Here is a 712-nt window from a genome sequence, read left to right as displayed (position 1 = left end):
GTCTCATACATGCTGTCACTCAGTATATCCTTTACTTTATCCAGACGCTCGTAATAGATATCTGTTGAGCTTCCGCTCTTCATCACCTTGATATATCGTACTGCCGGTTCTGTATAACGCTCAGGAGCTTCCTTCTGCTCTGCATCTACTAGCTTTGTCTTTTCTTCACTATCATCCTTCGTAGAGTTCCTCTGCTTTTGGACCTCTGAAACTGCAGGCTCCTGTTCTTTTTCTTCCATAAGCATACTTTTCGTACCAAACCCTATTCCTGCACCCAGACAGATGCATACGGCTGATAGGATGACATCCTTCTTCTTTATCAATTCGGATCACCTTCCATTTCCTCATCGTTTTTTAAAGTTCATGATCTTCTCAGGATCGACGAGTCCATCCTTCGTTGCGATATGCGCAGTCCCTTTGTGGATCTCGATATGTAGATGCGATGCCGTGCTGTTACCGCTATGTCCCTGTTCGCCGATCTTTTGGCCTTTCTTTACTTTCTGTCCCTTGCTGACTAGGGTCCTTTTCATATGGCATAAGAAGATATAATAATCTTCTTTCTTGTTGGTGACCTTCAGCATGACGTAATTTCCACCACCGATATAGCCTCCGCTATAGGGACAGGAATTCCCCAAATAACCATCGCTTGGCGGACAATCGTTAGATACCTCATAGACGATCCCTGCGGCAGGTGCATAGATATTTGCGCCAT

2 protein-coding genes are annotated in these 712 nt (G+C 44.8%); both read right to left on the bottom strand.

The window, feature by feature from the left end; all coding sequences use genetic code 11:
• Nucleotides 1-323: hypothetical protein (locus NE665_RS23890; RefSeq protein WP_256302701.1), on the bottom strand; the 323-nt coding region annotated here is incomplete at its 3' end.
• Between the two features lie 21 nt (nucleotides 324-344).
• On the bottom strand, nucleotides 345-712 hold a 368-nt coding region (locus tag NE665_RS23885), incomplete at its 5' end, for a M23 family metallopeptidase (protein WP_256302700.1).

The sequence above is a fragment of the Clostridium sp. DFI.1.208 genome (genome assembly GCF_024463855.1).
Classification (GTDB): domain Bacteria; phylum Bacillota_I; class Bacilli_A; order Erysipelotrichales; family Erysipelotrichaceae; genus Clostridium_AQ.
The sequence above is the reverse complement of the archived record's forward strand: the minus strand, read 5'-3'. Positions and strand labels throughout refer to the sequence as shown.